Origin of the sequence: Arenibaculum pallidiluteum, from assembly GCF_017355985.1 — a bacterium.
GTDB classification, from domain to species: domain Bacteria; phylum Pseudomonadota; class Alphaproteobacteria; order Azospirillales; family Azospirillaceae; genus Arenibaculum; species Arenibaculum pallidiluteum.
In genome coordinates this window covers 402,074-426,074 of the sequence record NZ_JAFIQU010000003.1, presented here as the reverse complement: position 1 = coordinate 426,074, position 24,001 = coordinate 402,074, and the positions used below count along the sequence as shown (strand labels likewise).

Genomic DNA, 24,001 nt, shown 5'->3' with positions numbered 1-24,001 from the left:
TATGACGGAACTCACACTCCGTCGCGGTCATCGAGATCCGGCCTTGCGGGCGCGGCGGGCGGCGGCCATGGGGCCGCCGCCCGGCATCAGTGCTGCGCAGCCGAGGCCAGCGCCTGGTGCTGCTCGCGCGTCTTCAGGAAGCGCAGCCCCGGGAAGTCCTCGACGGTGCGGTTCAGGTGCCAGCCGTTCCGCGCCAGGAACACCAGCGCCCCGTCGTGATCCTCGGCCAGCGCCGAGCGGTTCGCGTCCACGAAGCGCTTCACCAGCGCCGTGTCGTCGCTCTCGACCCAGCGTGCGGCGTCGACCGGCGCCGCCTCGAACCGCGCCTGGATTCCGTACTCCGCCTCGATCCGCGCGGCCAGCACCTCGAACTGCAGCGGTCCCACCACGCCGACGATCCAGTCGGAGCCCAGCAGCGGCTTGAACACCTGGCTGGCCCCTTCCTCGGCGAAATGCTCCAGCGCCTTGCGCAGGTGCTTGGCGCGCATGGGATCGTCCAGGCGCACGCGCTGCAGGTATTCCGGCGCGAAGCTGGGAACGCCGACGAAGCGGATGTCCTCGCCCTCGGTAAGGGTATCGCCGATGCGGAGCGATCCGTGGTTGGGGATCCCGATGATGTCGCCGGGCCATGCATCCTCGGCCAGCTCCCGGTCTCGCGCCAGGAACAGGACGGCGTTGTTGACCGCCAGGGTCTTGCCGCTCCGGATATGCCGGAGCTTCACCCCGCGGCGGAAATGGCCGGAGACCAGCCGCAGGAAGGCGATCCGGTCGCGGTGGTTCGGGTCCATGTTCGCCTGGACCTTGAACACGAAGCCGCTGACCTTGGACTCCGTCGGCTCGACCGGCCGGGCGTCCGCCTGCTGCGGCCGCGGCGGCGGCGCCAGCTCGCCCAGGCCGAGCAGCAGCTCCCTCACGCCGAAGTTGTTGATCGCGCTGCCGAAATAGACCGGTGTCAGGTGGCCCTCGCGATAGGCCTCAAGCTCGAAGGGCGGGCACAGGCCGCGGACCATCTCCACGTCCTCGCGCAGCTTCTTCAGGGCATGGTCCGGCAGCAGCTCGGTCAGGCGCGGATCGTCCAGGCCCTGGAGCTCGATTCCCTCGTCGACGCGGTCGCCCTGGGTGCGATCCATCAACACCAGCCGGTCGCGGAACAGGTCGTAGCAGCCCAGGAAGTCCCGGCCGGACCCGATGGGCCAGCTCGCCGGCGTCACGTGGAGCTGGAGCTGGTCCTCGATCTCGCTCAGGAGGTCGAAGGGATCCCGCGCCTCGCGGTCCATCTTGTTGATGAAGGTCGTGATCGGCACGTTGCGCAGCCGGCAGACCTCGAACAGCTTGCGGGTCTGGCTCTCGATGCCCTTCGCGGCGTCGATCACCATGACCGCGCTGTCGACCGCGGTCAGCGTGCGGTAGGTATCCTCCGAGAAGTCCTCGTGGCCCGGCGTGTCCACCAGGTTGAAAGTCCTCTCGGCGAAATCGAAGTTCATCACCGAGGCGGTGACGGAGATCCCGCGCTCCCGCTCGACCTTCATCCAGTCGGATTTCGCGCGCCGCTGCTCGCCGCGCGCCTTGACGGCGCCCGCCATCTGGATCGCGCCGCCGAACAGCAGCAGCTTCTCGGTCAGCGTGGTCTTTCCGGCGTCGGGATGGGCGATGATCGCAAAAGTGCGGCGCCGGGCGACGGCGTCAGTCAGGTCGGTCATGGCTTAGGGATGCGGCTTCTCGGATCGGCCTCTAGATAGTCCTTCATGCGCGCCATTGCCAGAAAATCGCGCCCGCAACGAACGCCGCGCGGCCGGGTTGACCGAAGGCAGTCAGATCGACGGAAAACGGAATGACGAACGCCACCCTCGACCGCGTGCTCGACGTCCTGCCGGCGACCGACCGGCGCGTGATCCGGAACAGCCCCGCCGCCGTCAACGCCGCCATCGCCGACGGCACCAGCGAGACCGTGCGCCGTGCGGCCCGGCAGCCCAGCCGCATCGACGGCAGACTGGCCGATCTGGAGCGCGAATGGGACATGGAGCGCACCATCGAGGCCAATGCAGCGCTGGTTGGGCTTGCGGGAATCGGCCTCGCCGCCGCGCTGGGGGACCGCCGCCTGCTCTGGGTGCCCGCGGCGGTGTCGGGCTTCCTGCTGCTCCACGCGTTGCAGGGCTGGTGCCCGCCCGTGCCACTCTTCCGCCGGCTCGGTGTCCGCACAGCAGCCGAAATCCATGCCGAGCGCACGGCGCTGAAGGCATTGCGGGGCGACTTCAGCGGGCTCGCGCTGCGCGGCAAGCGCAAAGGGGCGGAGACCAAGGCCGAGGATGCGATTCGCGCCGCCTGGCGCTGAGGATTGACGGTCCGCGTGCGGGCGGCGGGATCAACCGCCGGCCCGACTGTTATGGTCGACGTTACAACCATAGCGGGGAGTACGGACATGCGCAGGATGCTTTTCGCCTCGGCAGCGCTCCTGTCCCTGGGCGCCTGCGGCACCATTGAGAACATTACGGGGACCGGCGAAACGCCGAGGCCCGTTGCCACCAGCGAAACGCAATCCATCGACAATCTCGCCGCGAGCGAGCTGATGGAGATGAACGTGATCGGCCGTGACGGGTCGAGCCTCGGCGAGGTGAACGACGTGCTCGTCGACAGCCGCGGCAGGCCGCAGCGGGTTATCCTTCACAGGGGCGGCGTGCTGGGCTTCGGTGGAAAGAACGTGGCCCTGGACGTCGACGACCTCCGCCGGGCCGCCGCGCGCGACGCGCTGGTGGCGACCGACGTGACTGCCGAGACCGCGGACCGGCTGCCGGAAGCCACCACGGATGGAAGCCTCGTCTCGCTCAACAAGGGACGCCAGTCCCCCTGAGACGGCCCGAGCGCGGCGGGCCGGCCACGCCGTCTTAACGATCATTAACCCTTAAGTCAGCTTTAGCCGGCAGGGTGGGCTCCTCGACCAGAGGAGCCCATGACCCGCGCAGCCCTGATCGTCTCCCTCGCGGCCCTGGCGGCCGCTTTCCAGCCGGCGACATCCGTGGCGACCCCAGCCGCCCGGGTCGAGGGATACGAGGGCACGATCACTGCCACGGCCGAGGGCGCCGCCACCGTGATCCGTATCCGGGGCGTCATCACGCACGAGGTATCCAACGCCTTCGCCCGAGCCCTCGACGGCACCGAGGGTGGCAAGGTGGTTCTCGATCTCGACAGCCCTGGCGGCTTCACCGCGGCGGGCTATCCCATGATCGATGCCGTGCTCGCCAAGCGGGCGGCCGGAACACAGGTCACGACGCTGGTTCGCGGCGGCGCGGCCTGCGAGAGCATGTGCGTCGGCCTCTTCATGGCTGGCGAGCGCCGCGAAGCCGAACCCGGCGCCCGATTCATGGTCCATGCGCCGCGCAGCGACCGCACGGGATATGTATCGATCCGCGCCTCGCGCGAGATGGCGGACCGCCTGAAGGCGCTCGGCGCCTCGCCCGAATGGATCGCGCTGGTCCACAGGGAAGGCGCCTTCTCGGGTGCGGTCGACCACGTCGAAAGCGCCGAGGAACTCGCCCGTCGCGGCGCCAACGTCGTCACCCACCTGCGTCTGCGCTGACATCGGACGCCGCGCGGGCGGCCCGGCCGCGCGACCCATCAGGTCCGTCCCCGTATACCCTAGGCCCGCAAACGGAATGCGGCGGCGGACCCATGACCCGCCGCCGCACCGCATCGTCCATCGCTACTCGGCCGCCTTGCTCTGCGCGACGCGCGCGACCGGCTTCACGTCCCAGATTTCCCGCGCGTACTGCGCGATCGTCCGGTCCGAGCTGAACCAGCCCATAGAGGCCGTATTGATCACGGCGCGGCGGGTCCATTCCTCGGTGTCGCGGTAGAGGCGGCGCGCCTCCTCATGCGCATCGACATAGGCCGCGAAATCGGCCGTGACGAGGAAGTGGTCGCCCCCATCGGTCAGCGCCTGGATGATCGGGCGGTAGCGGTTCGGGTCGTCGGGCGAGAAGACGCCGCTGGCGATCATGTCCAGGGCGCGCTTCAGCGACGGGTTCGCGGCGATCACCTCGCGCGGATTGTAGCCCGTGGTCCGCAGGTCGCCGACCTCCTCGGCGGTCAGGCCGAAGATGAAGATGTTCTCGGCTCCGACGGCGTCGCGGATCTCGACATTGGCGCCATCGAGCGTCCCGATCGTGAGCGCGCCGTTCAGGGCCAGCTTCATGTTGCCGGTGCCCGACGCCTCCATCCCGGCGGTCGAGATCTGCTCGGACAGGTCCGCGGCCGGGATGATGATCTCGGCCTGGGTGACGTTATAGTTGGGCACCAGCGCGATCTTCAGCAGGTCCCGCACCGCCGGGTCGTGGTTCACGACCTTCGCGACGTCGTTGATCAGCTTCAGGATCAGCTTGGCCATGTGGTAGGCCGGGGCAGCCTTGCCGGCGAACACCTTGGTGACCGGCACCCAGTCGATGGTCTGGTTGTCGCGGATCTCGTTGTACAGCGCCACGGTCTGCAGAAGGTTCAGAAGCTGGCGCTTGTACTCGTGGATGCGCTTGACCTGCACGTCGAACAGGCTGTCCGGGTTCACGTCGAAGCCGAGGACACGGCGGATATGCGCCGCGAGGCGCTTCTTGTTCTGCCGCTTGGCGCGCCGGAACTCCTCACGGAAGGTTGCGTCGTCGGCGCGCAGCCGCAGGGCCGAGAGCTCGTCGAGATTCCGGACCCAGCCGTCCCCGATGCGCGAGGAGATCAGGTCCGCCAGCGGCCGGTTCGCCTGATGGAGCCAGCGGCGTGGCGTGATGCCATTGGTCTTGTTGTTGATGCGGTCGCCGAACTCCTGGTGGAGATCCGCGAAGACCGTGCGCTTCATCAGCTCGGTGTGAAGGGCGGACACGCCGTTCACCCTGTGCGATCCGATGAAGGCGAGATTGCCCATGCGCACGCGGCGGTCGCCGTTCTCGTCGATCAGGGACAGCCGGGATAGGCGCGCGCCGTCGGTGTCCGGCCGCGCCTGGCGGACGCGGTTCAGGAAGCGGCCGTTGATCTCGTAGATGATCTGCATGTGGCGCGGCAGCACGCGCTCGATGAGGCGCACCGGCCAGGCCTCGAGCGCCTCGGGCAGCAGCGTGTGGTTGGTGTAGGCGAAGGTGCGCTGGGTCAGGTCCCAGGCCTTCTCCCATGCGACGCCGTGCACGTCGACCAGCAGGCGCATCAGCTCGGCGATCCCGATCGCAGGATGCGTGTCGTTGAGCTGGATCGCCGCCTTCTCGGGAAGCTGGTCGAAGGTCGAATGGTGCTGGAGATAGCGGCGGATGATGTCCTGCAGCGACGCGCTGGTGAAGAAGTACTCCTGCTTGAGCCGCAACTCGCGCCCGGCGTCGGTGGCATCGTTGGGATAGAGCACACGGCTCAGCGTCTCGGACAGCACCCGCTGCTCGACGGACTTCATGTAGTCGCCGTCGTTGAAATGTCCGAGATGGAAGTCGCGGGTCGGCTTCGCCGACCAGAGGCGCAGGGTGTTGATGGTCCTCCCGCCGTAGCCGACGACGGGCGTGTCATAGGCCATGGCGTACACCTTCTCGGTGTCCACCCACTTGTAGGTCCGCTCGCCGACGCTGTCGCGGATCTCCTCGACCCGGCCGTGGAACTCGACGGGGTAGAGCACCTCGGGCCGCGGGAATTCCCAGGGATTGCCGAACTGCAGCCAGTTCTCGGGATGCTCGACCTGCCAGCCGTGCTCGAAGCTCTGCTCGAACAGGCCGTACTCGTAGCGGATGCCGTAGCCGTAGCCCGGGAGGTCCAGTGTCGCCATGCTGTCGAGGAAGCATGCAGCAAGCCGGCCGAGGCCGCCATTGCCGAGCGCAGCGTCCGGCTCCATGTCGACGATCTCGTCGAGGCGCACGCCGAGCTGGTCCAGCGCGCGCTGCACGGGCTCCATCACGCCGAGATTGGCAAGGCTGTTCGTCATCAGCCTGCCGATCAGGAATTCGAGGCTGAGATAGTAGACGCGCTTCGCGTCTTCCTCGTAATAGCGGTTCGTGGTCTCCATCCACCGGTCCACGACACGGTCGCGCACGCCGATGGCGGCGCAGTTGAACCAGTCGCGCCGGGTGGCGGCATCGGAATCCTTGCCGACCTCATAGACGAGATGCTCCAGGAAGGACTTCCGGAACGCATCGACGTCCAGCCCTCTGCTTTCGATCATGCGGGACGCTTGGCGAGGCTTCATGAGAGCGACTTCCTGTCGGTTCGGCGGGAACGCGGCAGCGCTCCCGGGCAAAGACCATCCACTTACGGCGTTCGTGGTTAACGTTGCGTCAAGGCACCGCGCGTCGGCGTGAGATGTTGGGGCAATTTCGACGTATTCCGCAACTGCGAAAGGGCGGCTCCGTCGCACATGGCGCGCCGTCCCCTGTCCGATCGTTCGGAGTTGAAACGTCGCCGCTGCATTTCAAGTATACCTTTGACAGGTGTAAGCGGCGCCATTCGGGCTATTTTACTTCTTTATTGCAAGAAGGGCAATTCGCGAGGAGAGCGGCGCGCAGGAACATTTCCGCTATCCCGTCCGTTCAATGGGCAAGATGAGTTGGGTACTCCCGCCGCTAGGCGGACCACGAAGCAGAAGGCCGGAAGCAGCAGAATGACGGCAGCACAGGCTTCAGAACCCATGCGCAAGCGGACCGCAAGCGCCGCAGCGGCCCTGGACCCGGACCCGCTCTCCGCGTCCTGAACCGCGGAAACACCGACGCCACCAGACCGGCCCCAGCCGGCCCGTCGCGCCGAAATGGCGCAGGGCGGAGCTTTGCCAAGGCCGAAAAGAACGAAATTGGAGGGCATGCAATGGATTATTCCTTCAACAACGAGCTCATTAGCTGCATTCCCAATCTTCACCGCTATGCCTGCAAGCTGACGAGGGATGCCGCCGCCGCTGAGGATCTGACCCAGGATTGCCTCGCCCGAGCGCTCTCGCGGTCGCACCGCTTCGAGCCCGGCACGAACATGCAGGCATGGCTGACGACCATGCTGAAGAACCTCCATTTCAACAATCTCCAGCGCGAGAAACACGTCACCAAGGTCGAACTCTGGGATCATGCCGCGTCGGTGGAGCCGTCGCAGATCAGCCGGCTCGTGTTCCGTGACGTGGATCGCGCCTTCGACAGCCTGACGCCCTGCCAGCGCAAGGTTGTCCGGCTCGTGGCCATCGAGGGACGGCCCTACCAGGAAGCGGCCGAGAAGCTGAACGTGAGCATCGGCACGATCCGCTCGCGCCTGTGCCGCGCCCGTGAGCGCCTGAACAACCTGATGGCTGCCTGATTCCACGACGACACCGAGTTCTGCACCGGCTCGCGGATTTCAACGCGCGGCCGGCGGAAGGCGAGGCCATGCGGAAGGCCCCGGCGGACACGTTCCGCCGGGGCCTTCTGCGCTTTCGGAGTTTATTGCACCTCCGGCATGCCTCGAAAGGACAGGTCGGAAGGAACCTGCCTCCATGGACCGTGTTATGCCACGGGGAGGCGCCGAACCCGCCCGTGCCGCAGGACGTAATCGGCGGGTCGGCCATCAGGGGGCAGCGCTTGCAGCCCGGAGCGCAATCGACGTAAATGAGGGACGATGTTTCGCCGGCCTGCGACGATCACCTCAGCACGTTCAGAGTTCCGGATCGCCGCCGGCGCAGCTCCCTCGTCCGCCTCTTCCCCGGGCACGGCACCATGAGGCGGGTGACCATGAGCGACATCAACGCCTATCTCGACGGTGCGTTGAGCGGGCAGGAGAAGGTCGAGGTGGAACAGGCGCTGAAGACCGACCAGGAGGCCGCAGCACTCCTGCAGCAGTACCGCCAGCAGGTGCAGGAACTGCACCGCCTCTACGACGGCGTGCTGTCGGAACCGGTACCCCCGCGAATGCTCGAGGCCCTGCGCAGGCGCGGCGACGGCTGACCCCGCAACGGGGGTCGGCTCAGTCGCCCTCTTCCATGGAAACCAGCGACGTGTTGCCGCCGGCGGCGGTGGTGTTGACCGTCAGCGTCCGCTCGGCCGCGAAGCGGTAGAGATAATGCGGGCCGCCCGCCTTTGGGCCGGTGCCCGACAGGCCCTCGCCCCCGAAGGGCTGCACGCCCACGACGGCACCGATCATGTTCCTGTTCACATAGGCGTTGCCCACGGGCAAACGCTCCCAGATACGGCGCGCAGTCGCATCGATCCGGGTGTGGATGCCCAGCGTCAGCCCGTAGCCAGTCGCCTCGACGGCATCCAGGACGGCATCGAGCGCTTCGCCCTTCCAGCGGATGACATGCAGCACGGGCCCGAAGACCTCGCGCTCGAGCAGGTCGAGCCGGTCGATCTCGAAGGCGTGCGGCGCGAGGAACGATCCGCCGGCGCATTCCGCGGGCAGTGCGCCTGCATAGAGCGTCCGCGCCTCGCGCTTCATGCGTTCCACATGGGCCTGCAGCACCGCGAGCGCCTCGCCATCGATCACGGGGCCGACATCCGTCTCGAGCAGCCCGGGATCGCCAATGCGCAGCTCCGCCGCGGCGCCCTTCAGCATCTCGATCACCTTCGGAGCGATGCCGTCCTGCACGAACAGGACGCGCAGCGCGGAGCAGCGCTGTCCGGCCGAGCGGAAGGCCGAGGTCAGCACGTCGTCGACCACCTGCTCCGGAAGGGCGGAGTTGTCGACGATCATGGCATTCTGCCCGCCGGTCTCGGCGATAAAGGGCACGATGGGCCCTCCCCTGCCGGCAAGGGTCCGGTTGATCGCGTGCGCCGTCTCGGTCGACCCCGTGAAGGCCACGCCGGCCGTGCGCCGGTCGGCCACGAGCTGCGCGCCGACGCGCGCCCCGTTACCGGGGATCAGGTGCAGGACCTCGGGCGGGACGCCCGCGCGGTGCATCAGGCGCACCGCAAGGTCGGCGATGAGCGGCGTCTGTTCCGCTGGCTTCGCGACCACCGCGTTCCCGGCAACGAGCGCCGCGGCCACCTGCCCCGTAAAGATCGCCAGCGGGAAGTTCCAGGGGCTGATGCAGACGAAGACGCCGCGCCCGGTCAGCCGGAGCTCGTTCCGTTCGCCGGTCGGGCCCGGCATGACGCGAGGCTGGAAGTCTGCGCGCCCCCGCGCTGCGTAGTAGCGACAGAAATCCACGGCCTCGCGTAGCTCCGCCAGGGCATCCGGCAGCGTCTTCCCGGCTTCGCGGACCAGCAGCGCCAGGACTTCGGCCCGGCTCTGCTCCAGCAGCGCGGCCGTCCGGTCCAGACATTCCGCGCGCCGGTCGACGCCGGCCGCAGCCCAGGCAAGTTGCGCGGACACCGCGGTGGCGAGCGCCTGCTGGACGGCTTCGGCACCCGCCTCGACGACTGAACCCACTACCCGTCGGCGATCGCCGGGATCCAGGACCGGCCGGCCCGCGCCCTCGATCCGATGGCCGCCCACGATGGGTCCCGCAACCCAGGGCCGGGACCAGGCGGCTGCCATGTCCTTCAGGAGCGGCGCGGTCACGGCCGGATCGGACAGGTCAAGCCCCGTACTGTTGACCCGCTCCGCGCCATAGATCGCAGAAGGCAGCGGGATGCGCGGATGCGGCTTCGAGGCTAGCGCGGCCACCCGCGCCACAGGGTCGGCGACGATCTCCGACACCGCGACGCGCTCGTCCTGGATGCGGTTCACGAAGCTCGAGTTCGCGCCGTTCTCGAGAAGCCGGCGCACGAGATAGGCCAGCAGGTCCTCGTGGCCGCCGACCGGCGCGTAGACGCGGACCGGCATGGCCGGGCCGACGATCTGGTCATAGAGCGGCTCGCCCATGCCGTGCAGGCGCTGGAACTCGAATCCCCGGCGATCGCCCGCGGCCTCCAGCACAAAGGCCACGGTATGCGCATTGTGGGTCGCGAACATCGGATAGAAGACGTCGCGCCGCGCCAGCAGGCGCCGTGCGCAGGCCAGGTACGACACGTCGGTCGAGGCCTTGCGGGTGAAAACGGGATAGGCCTCCAGCCCGCGTTCCTGCGCGCGCTTGACCTCGCTGTCCCAGTAGGCGCCCTTCACCAGGCGGACCATGATCCGGCGGCCGACCCGCTCGGCGAGCCGCTCCAGCCAGGCGAGAACCGGCAGGGCACGCTTCTGGTAGGCCTGCACGGCCAGCCCGAAGCCCTGCCATCCGTCGAGCGAGGGATCCGAGAACACGGCCTCGATCAGCTCCAGCGAGAGATCCAGCCGCTCGGCCTCCTCGGCGTCCACGGTCATATGGATCCCGGCATCCTTCGCCCGCCGCGCCAGGTCGAGCAGGCGGGGCGCGAGCTCGGCCAGCACCCGGTCGCGCTGGGCGATTTCATAGCGCGGATGGAGTGCCGACAGCTTCACCGAGATGCCGGGGCCGGTCTGCACCGACCGATCGCCCCGCGCCCGGCCGATCGCCGCAATCGCATCCGAGTAGGTCCTGAGGTAGCGCAGGGCGTCCGCCTCCGTGCGGGCGGCCTCGCCCAGCATATCGTAGGAGTAGCGGTAGCCCTGCTTCTCCGGCTCGCGGGCCCGGTCCAGCGCCTCCTTTATGGTGCGGCCCATCACGAACTGCCGCCCAAGGATGCGCATGGCCTGGACCATGGCCTGGCGGATCACCGGCTCGCCGGCGCGCGCAACCAACCGGTCGAGCAGGCGCACCGGACGGCCGACCACCTCATCGTCCAGGCGGACGACGCGCCCGGTCAGCATCAGCGCCCAGGTGGAGGCGTTCACGAACAGGCTGTCCGCCTTGCCGAGATGCCGCTCCCAGTCGGCGCCGCCGATCTTGTCCCGGATCAGGCGGTCCGCGGTGTCCGCATCGGGAATGCGGAGCAGCGCCTCGGCAAGGCACATCAGCGCGACCCCTTCCTGGGTCGTCAGGCCGAACTCCTGAAGGAATGCGTCCAGCGCGCCAAAGCGCGTCCGCGTCCGGCGCACCCCTTCCACCAGTCGCGCCGCCTCGGCTTGGATCCGGAGCCGCGCCTCCGCCGGCAGAGTGGCCGCCCGCACGAGCCCCTCGACCGCGCCCGCCTCGTCTGCCCGGTAGGCTTCGGTGATCGCGGCACGCGGATCGGCGACGGGGATGGTTGCGGGCGATGCGGTCATCGGAGCACCTGCAGGCTGAAGATGCTTTATATCTAGAGGCGGTTGCACCTAATGTCCTACGGAACATCGCACCCTTTGGCGAACCCTTCGCGGCCACAGGGTCGCTCCACCGCACGATCTTCGGAGCATCGGGTCAATGCAGATCGACCGTGTCGACCGCGCCATACTTATCGAGCTGCAGCGCGACGGCCGCCTGACCAACGCCGAGCTGGCGCGGCGCGTGAACCTGAGCCCGCCGGCCTGCCTGGAGCGGGTGCGCCGCCTCGAGAAGGCCGGCTACATCCTGGGATACGTGGCCCTGCTCGATCCCGCGAAGCTCGGCAGCGGCCTGCTGGTCTTCACGGAGATTGTTCTCGACCGCACGACGCCCGAGGTGTTCGAGCGGTTCAGGGATGCCGTGATGACGATGCCCGAGATCCTGGAGTGCCACATGGTCGCCGGCGGCTTCGATTATCTCGTGAAGGCGCGGGTCCGCGACATGGCGGCCTACCGGGACTTCCTCGGGAGCTCGCTGGTCGCCCTGCCCGGCGTACGGGAGACCCATACCTACGCGGTGATGGAGGAGGTCAAGTCGACGACCGCGATCACCCTGCCGCCCGGCCAGCCCGCGGCACGCTGAGGCCCGCGGTCCGATCCGTCAGTCCGAAGGATTCTCCGTCTGCTGCAACTGGTCGCGCTGCGCCGCGCGCCAGCGGGCGACGTTCCGGTTGTGCTCGGCCAGCGTCCGGGCGAAGGCATGGCCGCCGTTGCCGTCGGCGACGAAATAGAGGAACTGGTGCGGTTCCGGATTCAGTACGGCCTCGAGCGAGGCCAGGCCAGGATTAGCGATCGGCCCGGGCGGCAGGCCGTCGACGAGATAGGTGTTGTAGGGGCTGTCCATCCGAAGATCCGCGCGCGTGATCGACCGGCCGAGGGGCCCGGATCCCCCCGTAACGGCATAGACCACGGTGGGATCCGACTGCAGGCGCATTCCGGCGGCAAGGCGGTTCGCGAAAACGCCCGCGATGCGCGCGCGCTCCTCGGGGACGCTGGTTTCCTTTTCGACGATCGATGCCAGGACCACGGCCTCCTCCGGGGTCTTGACCGGCGTGGCCGCCGAGCGGCGCGCCCAGAGCTCCGCCAGCGCCTCGCGCATCTTGCTGCGCATGCGCTCGACCAGATCGGCCCTCTGATCGCCCCAGGTATAGTGATAGGTCTCGGGCAGCAGGCTGCCCTCGGGCGGCACGGGCGGCACGGCGCCAGCCAGCGACGGGTCCCGCTCCAGGAGCTGGATCACCTGCGCCGCGGTCAGGCCCTCGGCCACGGTGAACCGCCGCACGATCGGCTGGCCGCTGCGCAGGATCTCGATGGCGTCCACAGCACTGACATGGGCGGGGAACAGGAACTCGCCCGCCCGGAGCTGGCGGTTGGCCGAGCGCAGACGCGCCGCAAGCATGACCTGCCAGGACTCGCGCACGATCCCGGCCTGCGCAAGCAGGCGCGAGATCGTGTCGACTCCCGCTCCGCGCGGGATAACGACCGCCCGCTCCTGGGCCAGCGGCCCGGGCATCGAGATCGCGCGCAGGACGATGAACGCCGAGCCCGATGCGATCGCGATCAGAAGCAGGACCGCCGCCGCAGTTCTCCGGAGGAGGCGGCGCATGGCCGGCCGCCTACGCGAACTCTCGGAAGATAAGCGAAGCGTTGGTGCCGCCGAAGCCGAAGGAGTTCGAGAGGGCTGCGCGCACCCGCTTCTCCTTCGAGGTCTTCGGCACGAGATCGACGCCGAGGCAGCCTTCCGAGGGATTCTCGAGGTTCAGCGTCGGCGGCACGACGCCGTCCGTGATCGCCTTGATGCAGTAGATCGCCTCGACCGCGCCGGCCGCACCCAGCAGGTGGCCGATGGCGGACTTCGTCGAGGACATCGAGACGGTGCCGATATCCGCACCGAACAGCCGCTTCACGGCCCCGAGCTCGATTTCGTCGCCGAGGGGCGTCGAGGTGCCGTGGGCGTTGATGTAGTCGATCCCGTCGGTGCCGATCCCGGCGCGCTTCAGCGCGGCCCGCATGGAGCGGAATGCGCCATTGCCGTCATCGGGCGGCGAGGTGATGTGATAGGCGTCGCCCGACATGCCGTAGCCGACGACCTCGGCATAGATCTTCGCGCCGCGGCGCTTGGCATGCTCGAGCTCCTCGAGCACCACGACGCCCGCGCCCTCGCCCATGACGAAGCCGTCGCGGTCGCGGTCGTAGGGCCGGGACGCCGCGCTCGGCCGGTCGTTGAAGTTCGTGGACAACGCGCGCGCCGCCGCGAAGCCGGCGATGCCGAGCCGCGACACCGCGGCCTCCGTGCCGCCGGCGATCATGACGTCGGCATCGTCCCACATGATCAGGCGGGCCGCGTCACCGATCGCATGGGCGCCGGTCGAGCAGGCGGTCACGACCGAGTGGTTCGGCCCCTTGAAGCCGTGGGCGATCGAGATGTGACCGGAAGCCAGGTTGATCAGGCTCTGCGGAATGAAGAAGGGCGAGATGCGGCGGGGCCCCTTCTCGTGCAGGGTGACCGCGCCGTCCGCGATGCTGGGAAGCCCGCCGATGCCGGACCCGACCAGGACGCCGGTGCGCTCGCGAGCCTCGTCGTCGGGCGGGACCCAGCCGCTGTCCGCGATGGATTCCTTGGCGGCTGCCATCGCAAGGACGATGAACTCGTCCATCTTGCGCTGGTCCTTCGGCGGCACGTAGTCGTCGGGATTGAAGAGCCCGCTCGACGTCTCGCCCCGCGGGACCTGGCCCGCGATCTTCGCCGGCAGATCAGACACGTCGAAGGACTGGATCCCGCGGATGCCCGATTCGCCTTCGATCAGCCGCGTCCAGTTGTTCTGCACGCCGACGCCGAGTGGCGTGACCATGCCGATACCGGTTACGACGACACGCCTCATGAGCCTACACGTCCTCTTCCGGGTTGACGGGCCAGGCCCCGCGGGTCCTGGCCGTCCCGATGCGCCGCGATCAGGCGGCGGTGTTCGCCTTGATGAAGTCGATGGCGTCCTTGACGGTCAGGATCTTCTCCGCCGCGTCGTCCGGGATCTCCACCCCGAACTCCTCCTCGAACGCCATCACGAGCTCGACGGTGTCCAAGCTGTCGGCGCCCAGATCGTCGATGAAGCTGGCGTTCTCGGTGACCTTGGCCTCCTCGACGCCAAGATGTTCCACAACGATCTTCTTAACGCGCTCGGCGATGTCGCTCATGTTCTCGAACCTTTCGAAGTCTCTGGACTGAAGAGCTAGGCGCGGCCGTAGGACACCCGCGGGTGAAGGCCGACCTCGTCTGTGTCGGCCCCAGGAAAAGCGCCGTCACATACCACGTTTTCCCCGCCTTGGCCAGCGCCCGGCAGGGCGCCAGGCATGGCTGCGGGGCATCAGATCATGGCCATGCCGCCATTGACATGCAGCGTCTGACCGGTGACGTAGGCGGCCTCCTCGCTGGCGAGGTACAGGACCGCCGCGGCGACCTCCTCGGCAGAGCCGAGCCGGCCCGCCGGGATTGTCGCATTGATCCGGGCCTTCTGCTCGTCGCTCAGCACCTCGGTCATGCTGGTCCGGATGAAGCCGGGAGCGACGCAGTTCGCAGTGATGTTGCGGGAGGCCAGTTCGGCCGCAAGGGCCTTGGTCATGCCGATCATGCCGGCCTTGGAGGCTGCGTAGTTGGCCTGGCCGGCATTCCCGGTAACGCCGACCACGGAGCTGATGCCGACGATCCGCCCCCAGCGCCGCTTCATCATCCCACGCATCAGCGCGCGGGCGAGACGGAAGCCGGCGGTTAGGTTCACGGCGATCACCGCGTCCCAGTCCTCGTCCTTCATACGCATGGCAAGGCCGTCGCGGGTCAGCCCCGCGTTGTTCACCAGGATGTCGACCTTCCCGAGCGCCTCCTCGGCCTGCCTGGCGAGGTCCTCGACCTCCGCCGGGACGCCGAGATTCGCCGGCACGATGGCGATCCGGTCGCCGAGATCGTCGCGCAGCGCCTCGAGCGCCGCGACCTTGGTTCCGGACAGGGCGACCGAGGCGCCGCGCGCATGGAGCGCGCGCGCGATCGCGGCGCCGATGCCGCCCGAGGCGCCCGTGACGAGCGCTGACTTGCCTTGAAGGTCGAACATGGGACGGATCCTCAAAGGGCTTTCAGGAAGGCCTCGACATCGGCGGGCGCGCCGACCGAGGTCGCGGCCACGTCCTTGTCGATGCGCTTGGTCAGGCCTGCCAGCACCTTGCCGGCACCGAGCTCGACGAGCTGCTCCACCCCTTGCGCCTTCATGAAGAGGACGCTCTCGCGCCAGCGGACCAGGCCCGTCACCTGCTCGACCAGGAGCCTGCGGATCTCGGCCGGGTCGGTCACGGCCGCGGCCGTGACGTTGGCGACGACGGGAACGGCGGGAACGCGCAGGGTCACCTTCTCCAGCGCCTCGGCCATGGCCTCGGCGGCCGGCGCCATCAGGGGGCAGTGGAAGGGCGCCGAGACCGGCAGCAGGACGCTTCGCCGCGCCCCGCGTCCCGCGGCGATGGCGATGGCGCGATCGACCGCGGCCTTGTGCCCGCTGACGACGACCTGCCCCGGGGCATTGTCGTTGGCGGTGGCACAGACCTCGCCCTGCCCCGCCTCGCCAGCGACGGCCTGCGCCGCCTCGAGATCGAGGCCGAGCAGCGCCGCCATGGCGCCCTCGCCCACCGGGACGGCCTGCTGCATGGAGCGGCCGCGCAGCTTCAGGAGCCTCGCCGCATCGGCCAGCTCCAGCGTCCCCGCCGCGGCCAGCGCAGAGTACTCTCCGAGGCTGTGGCCCGCCACGAAGCGACATGCCCGGGTCAGGTCGAGCCCGCCCTCGGCCTCGAGGACCCGCAGGACGGCCATGCTGACCGCCATCAGGGCGGGCTGGGCGTTCTCGGTCAGGGTCAGCTCGTCCTCAGGCCCCTCGGCCATCAGCCGCGAGAGGTTCTGGCCGAGCGCCTCGTCGACCTCCTCGAAGACGAGGCGCGCGGCGCCGAACGCCTCGGCGAGGTCGCGCCCCATGCCGACGGCCTGACTGCCCTGTCCCGGGAAGACGAAAGCGCGTGTCATGGTGTTCAGCCGTCGATCCGTGTCGGGTTTGAGAAAATTGGCCGTCAGTCATAGCGGCACCCGGAGGGAAGTCAAGCGCGCCCCCGGACATGAAGGACGATAACGCGACCGTGACGGACCCGGGAACCGCCTGTTCTAGCCGCATCAATAAAGAACCGTCGTGAAAATGGGACGGTCGCATGCGCGTGATGATCGTAGAGGACGAATACGTGGTCGCCTGGGACATGGAGGCCCTGCTTTCCGAGCTCGGCCACACGGTCGTCGCCGTGGCGGCCCATGGCGAGGAGGCGGTAGGCCTGGCGCTGGACCTGCGCCCCGACGCCATCATCATGGACATCCGCCTGGCCCAGGGCACGGACGGCATCGACGCGGCACGCCGCATCCAGGACGCGACGGGGATCCGGATCCTGTTTGCCTCGGCGCTGGGCGACCCCGAGACGCGGCGCCGGGCCGCGTCCGTGTGCCCGGCCGGCTTCCTGCACAAGCCGGTTAGCGCCGGGGCCATGGCGCGCGCCCTCGAGGCGCTCGGCGGCTGAGACGTCCGGCGGCGGACCGCGCGGCGAATCCGCGCCGAATCCCAAGCAGGGCTTGAGCCGGAGCCGTGAATCTGTATAGTGCCGCGCTTCGCAGCTCCTTGCCGGTGCCGATGCCAAGGTGCCGGCTAGGTCCGGGCGGCTGACCGGTCCTCCCTGGATCGGGCGCAGCGCCGGACCGCGCAACAGCCATGGGGAGACCAAATGGCACTTTACGAGAGCGTGTTCATCGCACGCCAGGACATCTCGGCTGCCCAGGTCGAGCAGCTCGCCGAGACCTTCGCCGGCATCGTGCGCGACAATGGCGGCCAGATCGCCAAGACCGAGCACTGGGGTCTCAAGACCCTCGCCTACAAGATCAAGAAGAACCGCAAGGGCCACTACGTCCTGATGAACCTGGACGCCCCTGCCGCCGCCGTGGCGGAGATGGAGCGCAACATGGCCATCAACGAGGACGTCCTGCGCGTCATGACGGTCCGCGTCGACAAGCTCGAGGAAGGCCCCTCGGCCATGATGCAGCGCCGCGACGAGCGCGACCGCGGTGATCGTGGCGATCGCGGCCCCCGTGGCCCGCGCAGCGACCGCTTCGGAGACCGCGCCGAGCGCGCCCCCCGCCGTGAAGAAGGAGACCAAGCATGACCGGACCCGCAGCCGGTGGCCGCCCCGCGGGCGGCGCACGACGCCCGTTCTTCCGCCGCCGCAAGACCTGCCCCTTCTCCGGGCCCAACGCGCCGGCGATCGACTACAAGGACGTGAAGCTCCTGTCCCGCTTCGTCTCGGAGCGCGGCAAGATCGTCCCGAGCCGGATCACCGCCGTTTCCGCCAAGAAGCAGCGTGCGCTGGCCCAGGCGATCAAGCGGGCGCGTTTCCTGGCCCTGCTGCCCTACGTCGTGAAGTGAGCGGCCGGCGGCACCGGTGAGGCGAGGGTCCGCATGTCCCCCTTCCTGCTTCTTGCGGCTGGCGGTGGCGGCGTTTCGGCGCTGTTCTTCCTGTCCGTGCTCGCGGGCGGGACGGGGGCACTGATCCTCGCCTACCTGGCGCCGCTTCCGCTGCTTCTGCTGGGCCTCGGCCCGGGGTTCAGCGCGGCGCTGCTGGGCGGCGTCACGGCGACGGCGGCGGTGTCCCTCGTGGCCAACGTCTTCGCCGGCATCGCCTTCGCGCTGGCGAACCTGGCGCCCGTCCTGCTCGTCGCCCGGCAAGCGCTGCTTGCCCGGAGCCGGCAGGACGGCACGCTGGAGTGGTACCCGCCGGGACGGCTGATCTGCCTTCTCGCCGGGTACGGCGCGCTGCTGATCGTCGGTGCTGCGGTCCTGGTCTCGGACCAGGAGGGCGGGCTCGAAGGGCTGGTCCAGGACATCGTCTCGGGAAGCCTCGCGGGCCTCGCCACGCTCTCGGACGCGGTCGACCCAGCCGCGGTGCAGACGCTCGAGGACATGCTGGTTCCGTTCTTCCCGGCCTTGGTCGTCGGGATCTGGCTCGCCATGACGGTGGCCAACGGGGCACTGGCCCAGGGCCTGCTGATGCGGTTCGGGCGGAACCGGCGGCCTCCGATCCGCATGAGCGAGCTGACGCTCCCGGGCTGGGCGCCGATGCTGCTCGCCGGGACGGGACTGCTGGCGCTGCTGGCGGATGGCACGCCGGGCTACGTGGCGCTGAACGCGGCGCTCGTCTTCCTCGTGCCGTTCCTCTTCGGCGGGCTTGCCGTGGTGCATGCCTTCGCGGAGCGCGGGTCGGGGCGGCCGCTGCTGGTGCTGGTGCCGTTCTATTTTCTGTTGCTGGTGGTCCAGTCCGCGATCCCGCTGGTCGTCGGCCTGGGCCTGATCGAACACTGGGCGGGGCTGCGCGCGAAGCTGGCGCGGCCGCGGCCCCCTTCGGAGGATGTGTGATGGAAGTTATTCTGTTGGAGCGGGTCGAGAAGCTCGGCCAGATGGGTCAGGTCGTCAAGGTGAAGCCGGGCTACGCCCGCAACTTCCTCCTGCCCCAGAAGAAGGCCATGCGGGCGACCAAGGACAACCTGGCGTTCTTCGAAACCCAGCGCGCCCAGCTCGAGGCCACGAACCTGAAGCGCCGCGAGGAGGCTCAGCAGCTCGCCACCAAGGCCGAGGGGCTGTCCGTGGTGGTGATCCGCCAGGCCGGCGACACGGGGATCCTCTACGGCTCGGTCTCGGCGCGCGACATCTCCGAGGCGGTCACCGAGGCCGGCTTCACCGTCAACCGCCAGCAGGTTGCGATCGACCACCCGATCAAGACCCTGGGCCTCAGCAAGGTGCGCCTCGTCCTGCACCCGGAGGTCTCGGTCGCGGTCACGGTGAACGTGGCGCGCAGTGCGGAGGAGGCCGAGATCCAGGCCCAGCGCGGCTCGGCGGTCACCGCCGCCGACCTGCGCCAGGAGGAGGAAGAGGCCGCCGTACAGGAAGCCGCCACGGCCGAGGACGCCGAGGACCAGGCCTGAGCTCTCGCGGGGGGCGCGCCGCCGGTGCGCCCCTCCGTCGCCCAGCCAGTGGTATTAGGCCGAACGTAAGGCTGGATCACCAGGGTGCCGGCGGGCACGCTACGCAGAGCTTTCGCGCCGTCCCCCCGGCTGGGGGCCGCCGCTTGGGGGAGCCATGGCGTCCATTCAGATCCTCCATCTGGAGGACGACCCCAACGATGCGGAACTCGCGGCCGAGCGCCTGCGATCCGACGGGCTGGACTGCGTTATCTTCCGCGTCGACACGGAACCCGCCTTCCACGACGCGCTGTCCCAAGGTCCGATGCCGGACCTGATCCTCTCCGACTTCTCGCTGCCATCCTTCGACGGACTGTCGGCGTTGCGAATCGCGCGCTCCAAGGCGCCCTACACGCCGTTCGTCCTGCTGTCCGGTGCCATCGGCGAGGAGCGGGCGACCGAGCTGCTGCGCGAAGGCGCGACCGACTACGTGCTCAAGGACCGGCTCAGCCGCCTGTCCCGGGCCGTGGCGCGCGCGCTGACGGAGGCACGGGAGCGGGCGGAGCGGGACTGGGCCATGGCCGCGCTGAAGCGCGCGCTCGCCGACAAGGAGGCCCTCTTCGCCGAGGTCCACCACCGGGTCCGCAATAACTTCCAGATCGTCTCGAGCCTACTGCGCCTGCACGAAAGCCGCGTCGCGGACCCGGCCGGCGCCGCACTGCTGCGCGACCTGCAGGCCCGCGTCCGGTCCATGGCACTGGTCCATGACATCCTGTACAGGACCGAGGAGGCCGCGACCCTCGACTTCACGGGTTACGCCCGGCAGCTCTGCACCGAGCTCGAGGCGCAGTACCGGGACGGCACCGGAACCTCGCGGCTGTCGGTGCTCGGGCAGCCCGTGCTCCTGACCCTGACCCAAGCTGTTCCGGCCGGACTGCTGCTGCACGAGCTCGTCGCCGATGCGATGGCGCAGAGCCCTGCCGGGCCGCAAACCGCGATAACGGTCCATCTCGTCCCCGCCGACGGCAACCTGGTCGTGGAGATCGGCGGGGCGGAACCGTTGAGCGAGCGGCGCGACGATCCCCTCGGCATGAAGCTGATCCACCGCCTGGCACACCAGCTCGGCGGCGGCGTGCAGCTCGTCGGAGACCCGGGGCGCTGGGCCGTCCTCACCTTCCCGATCCGCCCGCCCGTCCCGGGAGAGGAGTTCTCGGCACTTGCCCGGCGCCTCGCCCCGGGCCGCAGCTGAGGCAAAGCTGGGGCGTGTCCTGGCGGCGCCGCGCAGGTGCCGCAGGCCGAGGCGACCCGTTTTCCACAGCGCGGAGTGGACCAGCCCGCGCCTCGGAGGTGCAGGCGCCCGGGCACTTCCGGCCGCGCAAAGCAGCGACCAGTCCCCGTTATGCACATGCTGTGGACAAATTGCGTCGCGGTTTCCACAGGCCGCCGCGCCAGCATCGCCTACCCTCGCGCGCCCCGCTCTGCTAGCGTCGCCCCATGAGCACGAACGCCGTCGCACTCCGCCCCGTCGACCACGCCGAGGGCCAGCCCGGATACCGGGTCATGCCGCACAACACCGAGGCCGAGCAGGGGCTCCTGGGCGCGATCCTCACGAACAACAAGGCCTATGAGAGGGTCGCGGAGTTCCTGAAGGCCGAGCACTTCTACGACCCGCTGCACCAGCGCGTCTTCGCGGCCGTGGAATCGCTGATCAGCCAGGGCCGCGTCGCCGATCCGGTGACCCTGAAAGGCTTCTTCGAGAAGGACCCCGACCTCGGCGGCGTCGGCGGTGCCGCCTACCTGGCGGAGCTCGCCGCCCAAGTGGTCTCGGTGATCAACGCCGAGCATTACGGCCGGGTGATCCACGACCTGTTCCTGCGCCGCCGCCTGATCGACATCGGCGAGGAGACCGTCAACGAGGCCTACGACCAGAAGGTCGACGCGGACGGCGTCTCCCAGATCGAACAGGCCGAGCAGAAGCTCTTCGAGCTCGCAAGCCTGGGCGACGTGAAGGGCGGCTTCGTAAGCTTCTCAGACTCCCTGAAGCTCGCCATCGACTCCGCCGCAGCGGCCTACAAGCGGGATTCGGCGATCACCGGCGTCACGACGGGCCTGATCGACATGGACCGCAAGCTCGGCGGGCTGCATCGGTCAGACCTTCTGATCCTCGCGGGCCGCCCGTCCATGGGCAAGACCTCGCTCGCCGTGAACATGGCATTCAATGCCGCCAAGGCGTGGCTGGACACCGGCGGGAAGGAGGGCGCGGGGGTCGCATTCTACTCTCTCGAAATGTCGGCCGAGCAGCTGGCGAACCGCATCCTGGCGGACGAGGCGCGCGTCCCTTCCGAGAAGATCCGCCGCGGCGATCTCAAGAACGAGGATTTCCAGCGCTTCGCCGAGGCGGCCCAGCGCGTCGGCCGCTGCCCCTTCTACATCGATGATACGCCGGCCCTGTCCATCAACGCGGTCCGGACGCGCTCGCGGCGGCTGGCGCGGTCGGCGCCGTCGGGGCTGGGCCTGATCGTCGTCGACTACCTGCAGCTCCTGCGCGGCTCCTCCAGCTCCAGCGAGAACCGCGTGCAGGAGATCTCGGAGATCACGCGCGGACTGAAGGCCATCGCCAAGGAGCTGAATGTCCCGGTGCTTGCGCTTTCGCAGCTCTCGCGTGCCGTCGAGCAGCGCGAGGACAAGCGCCCCCTGCTCTCGGACCTGCGTGAATCCGGCTCGATCGAGCAGGACGCGGACGTGGTGATGTTCGTGTTCCGCGAGCCCTACTACCTCGAGCGCTCGGAGCCCGCGCGCCGGCCGGACGAGAGCGACGACAAGTTCAACGACCGATACCAGCGCTGGCAGCAGCGCTGCGAGGAGGTCCATGCCACGGCCGAGGTCATCATCGCCAAGCAGCGCCACGGTCCCATCGGCACCGTCCGCCTGCATTTCGAGGGCGAGTACACCCGGTTCGGAAACCTCGACACCCAGCATGGCGGCGGCAACCCCTTCGAAGAATGACGACGTGCCGGCCCGGGCCGGCGCGATCCTCGACGTCGACCTGTCTGCCGTGGCGGCGAACTGGCGGCTCCTTCGCGACCGGGTAAGGCCGGCTGCCTGCGCGGCGGTGGTCAAGGCGGATGCGTACGGGCTCGGCGCCCAGCGTGTCGCGCCGGCGCTCCGGGACGCGGGGTGCCGGCTGTTCTTCGTCGCCCATCCCGACGAAGGGCTCGCGCTCGCGGGTGCCGTGCCCGCAGCCGAGATCGCCGTGCTGAACGGTGCCGTTCCGGGAAGCGAAGGCGATTTCTCCGCGGCAGGCATCGTTCCTGTCCTGAACTCGCTCGATGACCTGGCCCGCTGGACACGACACGCCGCGACGCTGGGCCGGGTGCTCCCGGCCTTCATCCATCTCGACACCGGCATGAACCGCCTGGGGCTCGCCCCAGCGGAGCAGGGCACACTGGCGGCCGAGCCGGAGCGGCTCCGCGGCGTCGATCTCCGCGGCTGGATCACCCATCTCGCCTGCGCGGAGATCGCGAGCCATCCACTGAATGCCGACCAGGCGGGCCGCTTCAGGGCGGCCCTGGCCAGGCTCCCCGGGGCGCCCGCCAGCCTGGCGAACAGCGCCGGGATCTTCCTGGGGCCCGACTATCACTTCGACTTCGTGCGTCCCGGATGCGCGCTCTACGGGATCAACCCGACACCCGGCACGCCGAACCCGATGCTGCCGACCATCAAGCTGCGCGCCCGGATCCTGCAGGTCCGGCCCGTTGACAGCCCCATGACGGTTGGCTACGGTGCGACGCACACGGTTGTACGCGCCGGGAAAGTTGCAACAATCGCAACGGGTTATGCCGACGGATACAGCCGGTCTCTCAGCGGTGCCGGCCACGTCCTGGTCGCCGGCCGCCCAGCTCCCGTGATCGGACGCGTCTCCATGGACCTGATTACCGTCGATGTGACCGACGTGCCCGAGGATGCCATCCGGCAGGGCGACTTCGCCGAGCTGATCGGCCCGCACCGCACCGTCGACCAGGTTGCCGCCGAGGCCGGCACCATCGGCTACGAGGTCATGACCTCGCTCGGCCGGCGCTACTGGCGCCGCTACCTGCCGGACGGACTTCCAGCATGACCTTCGTCGCGGCGACCGGACGCGCCTTCCTCGTCCTGCTCGAAGCGACCGGCGCGCTCGCGATCTTCACGGCCTCGGCCCTGTCCCACAGCGTGCGGCCGCCCTTCTACCCGCGGCTGATCCTGCGCCAGATGGTGGATATCGGCTATTATTCGCTGCCGGTCGTGGGCCTGACGGCGCTGTTCACGGGCATGGTCCTCGCGCTGCAGAGCTACACGGGCTTCGCGCGCTTCCAGGCCGAGGGAGCCATCGCCACGGTGGTGGTCCTGTCGGTGACCCGCGAGCTCGGCCCCGTGCTGGGCGGCCTGATGGTGGCAGGGCGCATCGGCGCCGCCATGGCGGCCGAGATCGGGACCATGCGCGTCACCGAGCAGGTCGACGCGCTGACCACCCTCTCGACCAACCCCTTCAAGTACCTTGTCGCGCCCCGGCTGATCGCCGGGCTGACCATGCTACCGCTGCTCGTTCTGGTGGCCGACGTGATCGGCGTCTTCGGCGGCTTCCTGATCGGCGTCTACCGCCTGGACTTCAACCCGGCCTCCTACATCAGCCGGACCTGGGAGTATCTCGAGGCGGTGGACGTGATCTCCGGCCTGGTCAAGGCCGCGGTCTTCGGGTTCCTGATCGCGCTCATGGGCTGCTATCACGGCTACCGCTCGCGCGGCGGAGCGCAGGGCGTCGGAACGGCGACCACAAACTCCGTGGTGTCCGCATCGGTGCTGATCCTGGTGACGAACTACCTGATCACCGGCATCTTCTTCTCGACGAAGTAA

General features: G+C 68.9%; 23 protein-coding genes. 15 read left to right on the top strand and 8 right to left on the bottom strand.

The window, feature by feature from the left end:
- Positions 1-86: 86 nt before the first annotated feature.
- On the bottom strand, positions 87-1,700 hold the full coding sequence (locus JUB13_RS09165) for a peptide chain release factor 3 (RefSeq protein WP_207478490.1): 1,614 nt from the start codon (positions 1,698-1,700) through the stop codon (positions 87-89).
- Between the two features lie 131 nt (positions 1,701-1,831).
- Here JUB13_RS09165 and JUB13_RS09160 point away from each other — a divergent pair, with 131 nt between their 5' ends.
- The 3 genes from JUB13_RS09160 (at position 1,832) to JUB13_RS09150 (ending at position 3,574) form a co-directional block, all read left to right on the top strand.
- Positions 1,832-2,332: a YgaP family membrane protein gene (locus JUB13_RS09160; RefSeq protein WP_207478489.1), complete on the top strand. Its 501-nt coding sequence runs from the start codon at positions 1,832-1,834 to the stop codon at positions 2,330-2,332.
- An 87-nt stretch (positions 2,333-2,419) separates the two neighbouring features.
- Complete coding sequence (locus JUB13_RS09155) at positions 2,420-2,848, top strand: PRC-barrel domain-containing protein (protein ID WP_207478488.1); 429 nt, start codon at positions 2,420-2,422, stop codon at positions 2,846-2,848.
- Positions 2,849-2,947: 99 nt separating this feature from the next.
- Entirely contained in the window at positions 2,948-3,574 is a 627-nt protein-coding gene (locus tag JUB13_RS09150) for an ATP-dependent Clp protease proteolytic subunit (protein ID WP_207478487.1), read from the top strand.
- Positions 3,575-3,697: 123 nt separating this feature from the next.
- On the opposite strand, the gene JUB13_RS09145 is transcribed toward JUB13_RS09150, so the two are convergent.
- A complete protein-coding gene (locus JUB13_RS09145; RefSeq protein ID WP_207478486.1) occupies positions 3,698-6,196 on the bottom strand; it encodes a glycogen/starch/alpha-glucan phosphorylase in 2,499 nt (832 codons plus the stop codon).
- 611 nt (positions 6,197-6,807) lie between these two features.
- Here JUB13_RS09145 and JUB13_RS09140 point away from each other — a divergent pair.
- On the top strand, positions 6,808-7,281 hold the full coding sequence (locus JUB13_RS09140; RefSeq protein WP_207478485.1) for a sigma-70 family RNA polymerase sigma factor: 474 nt from the start codon (positions 6,808-6,810) through the stop codon (positions 7,279-7,281).
- 410 nt (positions 7,282-7,691) lie between these two features.
- On the top strand, positions 7,692-7,904 hold the full coding sequence (locus tag JUB13_RS09135) for an anti-sigma factor family protein (protein WP_236024829.1): 213 nt from the start codon (positions 7,692-7,694) through the stop codon (positions 7,902-7,904).
- Positions 7,905-7,923: 19 nt separating this feature from the next.
- Here the strand turns inward: JUB13_RS09135 and putA are convergent, their stop codons facing one another.
- Positions 7,924-11,061, bottom strand: a complete 3,138-nt coding sequence (gene putA, locus JUB13_RS09130) for a bifunctional proline dehydrogenase/L-glutamate gamma-semialdehyde dehydrogenase PutA (RefSeq protein ID WP_207478484.1) — start codon at positions 11,059-11,061, stop codon at positions 7,924-7,926.
- A 136-nt stretch (positions 11,062-11,197) separates the two neighbouring features.
- Here putA and JUB13_RS09125 point away from each other — a divergent pair, with 136 nt between their 5' ends.
- Entirely contained in the window at positions 11,198-11,680 is a 483-nt protein-coding gene (locus JUB13_RS09125) for an Lrp/AsnC ligand binding domain-containing protein (protein WP_207478483.1), read from the top strand.
- A gap of 18 nt (positions 11,681-11,698) precedes the next feature.
- Here the strand turns inward: JUB13_RS09125 and mltG are convergent, their stop codons facing one another.
- From mltG to fabD, 5 genes are all read right to left on the bottom strand, one after another.
- Positions 11,699-12,703, bottom strand: coding sequence for an endolytic transglycosylase MltG (gene mltG, locus JUB13_RS09120; protein WP_207478482.1), 1,005 nt, complete (start codon positions 12,701-12,703; stop codon positions 11,699-11,701).
- A 10-nt stretch (positions 12,704-12,713) separates the two neighbouring features.
- Positions 12,714-13,979 (bottom strand): beta-ketoacyl-ACP synthase II, encoded by a 1,266-nt coding sequence (gene fabF, locus JUB13_RS09115; RefSeq protein WP_207478481.1) that lies wholly within the window; start codon positions 13,977-13,979, stop codon positions 12,714-12,716.
- A gap of 70 nt (positions 13,980-14,049) precedes the next feature.
- Complete coding sequence (locus JUB13_RS09110; RefSeq protein WP_207478480.1) at positions 14,050-14,289, bottom strand: acyl carrier protein; 240 nt, start codon at positions 14,287-14,289, stop codon at positions 14,050-14,052.
- A 170-nt stretch (positions 14,290-14,459) separates the two neighbouring features.
- On the bottom strand, positions 14,460-15,197 hold the full coding sequence (gene fabG, locus JUB13_RS09105; protein ID WP_207478479.1) for a 3-oxoacyl-[acyl-carrier-protein] reductase: 738 nt from the start codon (positions 15,195-15,197) through the stop codon (positions 14,460-14,462).
- 11 nt (positions 15,198-15,208) lie between these two features.
- On the bottom strand, positions 15,209-16,150 hold the full coding sequence (gene fabD / locus JUB13_RS09100; protein WP_207478478.1) for an ACP S-malonyltransferase: 942 nt from the start codon (positions 16,148-16,150) through the stop codon (positions 15,209-15,211).
- Between the two features lie 179 nt (positions 16,151-16,329).
- Here fabD and JUB13_RS09095 point away from each other — a divergent pair, with 179 nt between their 5' ends.
- From JUB13_RS09095 to JUB13_RS09055, 9 genes are all read left to right on the top strand, one after another.
- A complete protein-coding gene (locus JUB13_RS09095) occupies positions 16,330-16,686 on the top strand; it encodes a response regulator (protein WP_207478477.1) in 357 nt (118 codons plus the stop codon).
- Between the two features lie 201 nt (positions 16,687-16,887).
- Positions 16,888-17,322, top strand: coding sequence for a 30S ribosomal protein S6 (gene rpsF / locus JUB13_RS09090; protein WP_207478476.1), 435 nt, complete (start codon positions 16,888-16,890; stop codon positions 17,320-17,322).
- Positions 17,319-17,582: a 30S ribosomal protein S18 gene (gene rpsR, locus JUB13_RS09085; protein ID WP_207478475.1), complete on the top strand. Its 264-nt coding sequence runs from the start codon at positions 17,319-17,321 to the stop codon at positions 17,580-17,582. Before rpsF ends, rpsR begins: the two co-directional genes overlap by 4 nt.
- 33 nt (positions 17,583-17,615) lie before the next feature.
- Positions 17,616-18,569, top strand: coding sequence for a DUF2232 domain-containing protein (locus JUB13_RS09080; RefSeq protein WP_207478474.1), 954 nt, complete (start codon positions 17,616-17,618; stop codon positions 18,567-18,569).
- Entirely contained in the window at positions 18,569-19,135 is a 567-nt protein-coding gene (gene rplI, locus JUB13_RS09075; RefSeq protein ID WP_207478473.1) for a 50S ribosomal protein L9, read from the top strand. Before JUB13_RS09080 ends, rplI begins: the two co-directional genes overlap by 1 nt.
- 154 nt (positions 19,136-19,289) lie before the next feature.
- The gene (locus JUB13_RS09070; RefSeq protein WP_207478472.1) at positions 19,290-20,360 is read left to right on the top strand and encodes a sensor histidine kinase; all 1,071 of its coding nucleotides are present in this window, start codon (positions 19,290-19,292) and stop codon (positions 20,358-20,360) included.
- A gap of 245 nt (positions 20,361-20,605) precedes the next feature.
- Positions 20,606-22,117, top strand: coding sequence for a replicative DNA helicase (locus JUB13_RS09065; RefSeq protein WP_207478471.1), 1,512 nt, complete (start codon positions 20,606-20,608; stop codon positions 22,115-22,117).
- On the top strand, positions 22,089-23,228 hold the full coding sequence (alr, locus tag JUB13_RS09060) for an alanine racemase (protein ID WP_207478470.1): 1,140 nt from the start codon (positions 22,089-22,091) through the stop codon (positions 23,226-23,228). Before JUB13_RS09065 ends, alr begins: the two co-directional genes overlap by 29 nt.
- Positions 23,225-24,001 carry an MlaE family ABC transporter permease gene (locus JUB13_RS09055; protein WP_207478469.1) on the top strand — a complete coding sequence of 259 codons (777 nt, stop codon included), beginning with the start codon at positions 23,225-23,227 and terminating at the stop codon, positions 23,999-24,001. Before alr ends, JUB13_RS09055 begins: the two co-directional genes overlap by 4 nt.